The 5301-nt window shown below is 50.0% G+C and carries 7 protein-coding genes and 1 tRNA gene; all 8 read right to left on the reverse strand.

Annotated features, from left to right (window positions below):
• Position 1: 1 nt before the first annotated feature.
• Positions 2-88 (reverse strand) — tRNA-Leu (locus tag AC6F7T_RS03505).
• A 71-nt stretch (positions 89-159) separates the two neighbouring features.
• Positions 160-999, reverse strand: a complete 840-nt coding sequence (locus tag AC6F7T_RS03510) for an MqnA/MqnD/SBP family protein (protein ID WP_500716592.1) — start codon at positions 997-999, stop codon at positions 160-162.
• A gap of 69 nt (positions 1000-1068) precedes the next feature.
• Positions 1069-2406 carry an acetyl-CoA carboxylase biotin carboxylase subunit gene (accC, locus tag AC6F7T_RS03515; protein ID WP_500716593.1) on the reverse strand — a complete coding sequence of 446 codons (1338 nt, stop codon included), beginning with the start codon at positions 2404-2406 and terminating at the stop codon, positions 1069-1071.
• A gap of 58 nt (positions 2407-2464) precedes the next feature.
• Entirely contained in the window at positions 2465-2929 is a 465-nt protein-coding gene (gene accB, locus AC6F7T_RS03520; RefSeq protein ID WP_500716594.1) for an acetyl-CoA carboxylase biotin carboxyl carrier protein, read from the reverse strand.
• 65 nt (positions 2930-2994) lie between these two features.
• The gene (locus AC6F7T_RS03525) at positions 2995-4080 is read right to left on the reverse strand and encodes a M24 family metallopeptidase (RefSeq protein ID WP_500716595.1); all 1086 of its coding nucleotides are present in this window, start codon (positions 4078-4080) and stop codon (positions 2995-2997) included.
• Positions 4070-4525, reverse strand: coding sequence for a type II 3-dehydroquinate dehydratase (gene aroQ, locus AC6F7T_RS03530; RefSeq protein WP_500716596.1), 456 nt, complete (start codon positions 4523-4525; stop codon positions 4070-4072). Before aroQ ends, AC6F7T_RS03525 begins: the two co-directional genes overlap by 11 nt.
• A 3-nt stretch (positions 4526-4528) precedes the next feature.
• Positions 4529-4888, reverse strand: a complete 360-nt coding sequence (locus tag AC6F7T_RS03535; protein WP_500716597.1) for a roadblock/LC7 domain-containing protein — start codon at positions 4886-4888, stop codon at positions 4529-4531.
• Positions 4881-5301: hypothetical protein (locus AC6F7T_RS03540; protein ID WP_500716598.1), on the reverse strand; the 421-nt coding region annotated here is incomplete at its 5' end. The genes AC6F7T_RS03540 and AC6F7T_RS03535, both read right to left, overlap by 8 nt.

A 5301-nucleotide genomic window follows, 5' to 3' on the forward strand; every position in this document is an offset into this window, starting at 1 on the left:
ATGGTGCCCGGGACGAGAATCGAACTCGTACAGGATTACTCCCGAGGGATTTTAAGTCCCTTGCGTCTACCAGTTCCGCCACCCGGGCGCGTGACCTATCTTAGTGATTACGCTGATACTGTCAACTGCAAAAGCATCATACCCCGTAGATCCAAGCGATTAATTCATAAAATTCAATGGAGGGTTTTCTCTAAGCAGTCCATGTTTGAAGCAGCGTTTAGTGAATAATTCCAGACCCTTGATGTGTTCAATGTCAAGCACATAACTGATCGTCTGCCAATAACTAATAATCTGCTCAGGGGTCATGACAGTGTGCTGAGCGGCTGCCTCGGCAAACATTTGCGGGTGCTGCATTACTGCTTCACGGGATTTCAATAATTGCTCTCCAAGTTGACCCAGAGCTGCAGCATGCCGCTGTACGACATCCTTACGAATCATCCACAGGGCAAAAACAAAGGGAAGTCCCGTGTGCTGATGCCACAACTTTCCAAGATCGTAAACCCCAACCCCTGGAGGGACAGCTGCGGAGAGTTTGAGGGCCCGATCACCAATCAACAGAGCGGGTTTTCCCTTGCTGACCAGTTCTTCTACCGATGTCCCTAGAACAGTCGTAACAACTGCGCTTAATCCGTAATAATCACGCAGCAGAATTTCCAGCAGATTGATGGAGGTGGCCGATTCGCCGGTCAGGGCAATCTCAACGCCACCGAGTCGGTCAGGACTCACCGGTGAGAACAAGAGGACACTGGCGATACTACCGACAGAGGAAATAGAGTGCCCGGGCAGCAACAGATAGTCGCGCCAATTGCGGGCGTACTCAAAGGAGGACGAGGGACTGGCATCAATCTCCCCCTGTTGCAGCATGCGATTGAGGGCGGAGGGTACCCCAGGCACCAGTTTGCCGTTAAACCCCTGTTCTTTTAGCCTTCCAAAAAAAGGCACGCAGTTCAGGTAGCTGATATACCCAAGTGTCAGTAGCGCGGCAGACCGTTCCATCATACTATCCCCAAAAAAACAGGACAGGAGTTTGCTTCCTGCCCTGCCCGGTTACCTGTCATTGTCGCTGCGTTAAATCTTGGTGCGTTCCAGAAAGTTCGTATCAAAATTGCCGTCGATAAAATCTTTATTGACCATCATTTTCTTATGGAAGGGAATGGTGGTTTTGATCCCCTCGATAATATACTCGTCAAGGGCCATACTCATGCGCTTGATCGCCTCCTCACGGTTCTCGGCATGAACAATCAATTTGCCGATCATCGAGTCATAGTGGGGCAACACCGTGTATTGGTCGTACATGGCGCTCTCAATGCGTACCCCCATACCACCAGGAGTATGATAGCCAGTGATCTTACCGGGGAAGGGAGTGAATTTTTCCGGGTCTTCCGCATTGATGCGACATTCGATGGCATGGCCGCGAATGACAATATCTTCCTGTTTATAGCGCAGCGGGATACCGGCCGCTGAACGAATCTGTTCCTTGATGATATCGACACCGGTGACCATTTCCGTCACTGGATGCTCAACCTGAACGCGGGTGTTCATTTCCATGAAGTAGAACTTACCGTCGGTATCAAGCAGGTACTCCACCGTACCGGCACTGGAATATCCAGCCGCCTTGGCCGCAGCCACCGCACAGGAGCCCATCTCTTCACGCAATTCCGGAGTGATCACTGGACAAGGGGCTTCTTCTATCAGTTTTTGATGGCGACGCTGGATGGAACAATCACGCTCGCCCAGATGAATAACGTTGCCGTGCTTGTCGCCAAGGATCTGGATCTCGACATGACGTGGATGCTCGCAGAATTTCTCGATATACACATCGGCCCGACCAAAACCGGCCTGCGCTTCCGAGCGTGCCTGCGCCAGCGCATTGGCCAGGGAAGCCGGGGAATGGACGATTTTCATGCCGCGCCCACCGCCACCGGCAGAGGCTTTGATAATCACCGGAAAACCGATTTCTTCAGCAATCTGCTGCGCTTCTTTGGTGCTTTCAATGCTCTTGTTGGTACCGGGCAGAATCGGCACACCAGCGGCAGTAACGGTCTTGCGGGCGCTGATCTTGTCCCCCATCAGGCGCATACTTTCCGCTGAAGGCCCGATAAAGCTAATGCCACACTCTTCACAGATCTCTGCAAATTCAGCATTTTCCGATAAAAAGCCATAGCCCGGATGGATCGCATCGGCATCGGCAATCTCTGCCGCGCTGATAATGGCTTTCATGTTGAGATAGCTCAACGCACTAGGCGTTGCCCCGATGCAGATACTTTCGTCGGCCAGACTCACATGTAACGCCTCGTGGTCAGCTACTGAATGGACGGCAACGGTTTTGATTCCCATCTCTTTACATGCGCGGATAATCCGCAGGGCAATTTCCCCACGATTGGCAATCAGTATTTTATGAAACATATGTCTTCACTCCTGCCTTAAGTTGAGTCGTTGTTGCTGCATGAGCTCACCACAAATATTAGAGGCGCTCGACCAGAAACAAGGTCTCTCCATACTCTACAGGAGTGGCATCGTCCTTGACGATTTCAATAATCTTGCATTTGAATTCAACTTCAATTTCGTTGAACATCTTCATCGCCTCAACCAGACAAAGCACCTGACCGGCCTCAACGACATCACCGATTTTACAGAAGGCATCGGCTTCCGGTGACGGTTTGCGGTAGAAGGTGCCGACAATCGGCGAAGGGATCGCTTCATATTTGCTGTTGACTTCTTTTTCGCCGGCGGGAGTTGCTGCAGGGGCCGCGACCGGAGCTGGGGCAGCGACCGCCGGGGCAGCCGCAACGGGAGCCGAAGTGTAGACAATTTCCTTGTCAGGACCGCGCTTGATGTGAATCTTGCCGACTGCGCTCTCCATGTTGAATTCGGTAATATCGGTATCGGTAACCAACTTGATCAGGCTTTTCAGATCTTTTAATTCCATGTGATTCCTCCATCATACGACGATATGTTTATCGCCCGGACATTAAGTATTTATAGTAAATCAGTTCAGTTAGGACCTGTTCCAGGCAGTTGGCGAAACTGCTTGGGAATAGAAGTTAAACACTCGCAACCCGTTTCGCTCATAACTATTGTATCTTCGATACGCACACCACCAACACCGGGCAGGTATATACCCGGCTCAATCGTTACAACCATACCTGCTGACAAAATGGCTTCATTTTTTGCCGTCAAAGGGGGGAACTCGTGGACCTCAAGCCCGACACCATGACCCAGGCCATGACCAAAAAAATCACCATAGCCTTTGCCGGCAATGAGATCTCGCGCTACAGCATCAAGATCACAGGCACGCATTCCCGGCTTCGCCGCTGCAATAGCTGAATCATGTGCTTCTAGCACAATATCAAAAATTTGTCGAAGCTTTCCGCCCACCTCGCCAACGGCAACGGTCAGGGTTTCATCTGAATAATAGCCATGATAACGGGTGCCAAAATCAATCGTTACCAGTTCGCCGTCACAGATGGCCTTATCACTGGCAACACCATGAGGCAATGCCCCACGCACCCCGGATGCGACAATAAAATCGAAAGCGTTGGTTTCTCCGCCAAGTTTTTTTAAGGCAAATTCAAGTTCCAGAGCAATATCGCGTTCTGTGATACCAGGGCGAATAAGTGGCACAACCTGAGCAAAAGCTTGACAGTTCAGATCAGCGGCATATTTTAACTGCGTCAACTCGTCAGAATTTTTGATAGAGCGCAAGGTTTCCCAGCGTTGCGTCAGGGGGACAAAAGATGCGGCAAGGGGACACAAACGTTGCAATTCTTCAAACTGAGCCACCGTGACGCCGGCGGCATCGAAACCAACACGTCGTACCCGGGCTTCTTCGATCAGATCAGCCAACCCCGACAATTTGCTTTTATAGCAGCGAATATCGTCCGCCTCAACCTGCTGCCGTGCCTGCTCCAGATAGCGTGAGTCGGTCAAAAAGATTCTGGAATGTTCACTAAGGTATAAAACGCCGTCGCTACCTGAAAAACCGCAGAGATAACGCAGATCAGCACGATCAAAGACCAGAATACCATCGAGTTGATCAGCTGCCAGCAATTGCTGAATAAACGCATCTTTATCCGACACTGCTGCTCCTGCACTGCAGTTCATTCAACAATGCTCGCAGCGCCAAACTGTAGCCATAAGCACCAAAACCACAGATCTGACCTACGGCAACGGCAGCCACGTAGGAATGCTGACGAAAGGACTCACGGGCATGAATATTGGACAAGTGAACTTCCACAACCGGCAAATTGACAGCACTGAGCGCATCGCGCAGGGCAATACTGGTGTGGGTATAACCACCGGGGTTGATGATAATGCCGGAGACATTCTGCCGGCGGACAGCATGAACCTGATCAATCAGCACCCCCTCGTGGTTTGATTGACATACGACCAGTTCACATTGGATCGAATGGGCCTCTTGCGCTAATTGCGCCATGATCTGATCGAGGGTTTGCACACCATAAATCTGTGGTTCACGTGTGCCCAACAGGTTCAGGTTTGGCCCGTTTATGACGGCTATTTTCATGGGTTACGACAACATCTGTTTCAGTTCAAAGGATTCGCGCAGCAACAAATAGCGTCCTTTACCAAAGTTTCCCGTTCTATCAATGACCAGCGCAACAAAATATTCATCCGTAAGGGTCTGTATAATTACATAAAATTGTTCTGTTTTTATGGAAACTTCGTGCAGACTGCCAACTTTAAGAATCTCGCTGGCGTGACGAATCTCTTTAATAACATGAGAATATTCGATACCAACCAGGGTTAAATCCAGATCAGCAGTCGCGACAACGTATTCTTCAATACCGATCCCATCAAAGCCCATAATCAACGCACCGAGGCCACCAGGACACTGATTTACTATTCTTTCGAGAATAACATCAAACATGTTCCCTCCTCAGGCGGATATTATTGAGCCAGCTGTTCAACGTATTGATGATTTCCGTAGAGTCCTGAAAAACAACAGATTCTGCCACGGGCATTTCGTGTAGTGCCGTTACGGTGATCTCATGAGCTTCAACCTCAGCCTGCATGTTGAATACAGCTGTCGAATCTGCGTCGTCCAGATTGATTGCGGCATCATATTTCATCGAGATGGATGATGGTTCGGGCTGTTCCGTTGTCTGTTCGGCACATGATTCTGTTGTCTCATGCTCTTCCAGATCGACTCGATTATCAGTCGTTATGGGAGAAGACGATGCTGATTCTTGCGCCAATGATGAAGATTCCTCATCTATGCGTTCCTCTGCCTCGCGAATTTTTCTGCGCAACTCAAGATTATCCGGATTGCGAGTGAGCAAC

The organism is Pelovirga sp., from assembly GCF_059864205.1.